The organism is Curtobacterium sp. B18, assembly GCF_000333375.1.
Taxonomy (GTDB): Bacteria; Actinomycetota; Actinomycetes; order Actinomycetales; family Microbacteriaceae; genus Curtobacterium.
Map to the genome: position 1 here is coordinate 1 of NZ_BACZ01000457.1, position 1,577 is coordinate 1,577.

2 protein-coding genes are annotated in these 1,577 nt (G+C 73.4%); one reads left to right on the forward strand and one right to left on the reverse strand.

Going from position 1 to position 1,577, the window contains the following annotated elements; translation table 11 throughout:
- Positions 1–892: acyl-CoA dehydrogenase family protein (locus I5E_RS12315; protein WP_031262507.1), on the reverse strand; the 892-nt coding region annotated here is incomplete at its 3' end.
- 23 nt (positions 893–915) lie between these two features.
- Between I5E_RS12315 and I5E_RS12320 the strand changes: the two genes are divergently transcribed.
- The coding region (locus tag I5E_RS12320; protein WP_042723833.1) for an SGNH/GDSL hydrolase family protein at positions 916–1,577 on the forward strand (662 nt) is incomplete at its 3' end.

Below are 1,577 nucleotides of genomic sequence, written 5' to 3' on the forward strand. Positions count from 1 at the left end.
AGACCTGCAGCTCGACCGCGTCGACGGCGCCCTGCACGTCCGTGATCGCCCGCCGGACGTCGGGGTCCTGGGCGCGCGGGGTCCCGTCCCGCGCGGTCCGGGCGTGCACCGCCGACACCGCCAGCGACACGGCCCGCGAGCCGATCCCGACGTACACCGACGCGACGAGGAGCTCGAACGCCGCGAAGACCCCGAACACGAGCGGGTCCTGGTTCGGCCCCACCGGCAGGCTCCGCACGATCCGGTCGGCCGGCACGTGCACCCCGTGCAGCAGCGTCGTCCGGCTCTGCGTCGCCCGCATCCCGAGGGTGTCCCAGTCGTCCAGGTGCTCGACGCCGCCGTCCGACCGCAGCACGAAGCCGTGCACCAGTCGCGGTTCCGCGCCGCTGCTGTCCTTCCCGAACACGCTCAGGACGTCCCACGCGGGTGCGAGCGAGGTCGACACCTTGGTGCCCGTGAACCGGTAGCCGCCGTCGCCGTCCGGCTCCGCCGACGTCGTCGAGTCGAACAGCACGGCGTCGTTGCCGGGTTCGCTCACCCCGAACGCGAGCAGGCGGTCGTCCGCCGCGTGGTCGGTGACGGACTGGAGGAACGACTCGCCTCGCGCGGTGACGGCGCGCGCCGCCTGCACCCAGACCTGGTGCATCCCGAGTCCGAGCGCCGTCGCCGGTGCGGCCTGCGCGAGCCGCTGCTGCACCGCTGCCGTCGCGGCGAGCCCGAGCCCGGCGCCGCCGCGCTCGACGGGGACACCGAGTCGGAGGTAGCCCGCCGTCCGCAGCTCGTCCAGGTCCTCGGCGCAGAACGCGTTCCGGGCGTCGTAGTCGGGCGCACGCGCGGCGATCCGGTCGAGCAGCTCGTCGGGCAGGTTCCGGGACGGGTTGGCCTTCGTCATGGCACGAGACTATGGTCCGAGGGGTGTCAGATCGTCATCCGTGGTCCAGGTACGTCGCGATCGGTGACTCGTTCACCGAGGGGATCGGGGACCCCGACCCCACTGTGCCCGGCGGCAACCGCGGCTGGGCGGACCGGGTGGCCGAGGTCCTCGCACACCAGTCCGACGACTTCGCCTACGCCAACCTCGCGATCCGCGGACGGCTGCTCCAGCAGATCATCGACGAGCAGGTCGAGCCGGCGCTGGCGCTGCACCCGGACCTGGTGACGGTGTCCGCGGGTGGCAACGACATCATCCGCCCGGGCTCCGACCCCGACGAGCTCGCCGAGCGCGTCGACGCGATGGTCGCCCGGCTCCGGAGCGACGGCGCGACCGTGGTGCTCTTCACCGGGCCCGACGTCGGCATGACCCCGGTCCTCGGGATGGTCCGCGGCAAGACGGCGATCTACAACGAGAACCTGCACGCGATCGCGTTGAAGCACGGTGCGATCGTGGCGAGCATGTGGGCGCTCCGCGTCCTCCGCGACCCGCGCATGTGGGCGCCCGACCGACTGCACCACTCCCCCATGGGCCACGCCACCGTCGCCGCCGCGGTGCTGGACGCGCTCGGTGTCGAGCACGGCCTCGAACCGTTCAACCCGGAGCCGCTCGAGGCCCGGCCGTGGCGTGAGGCCCGCGCCGAGGA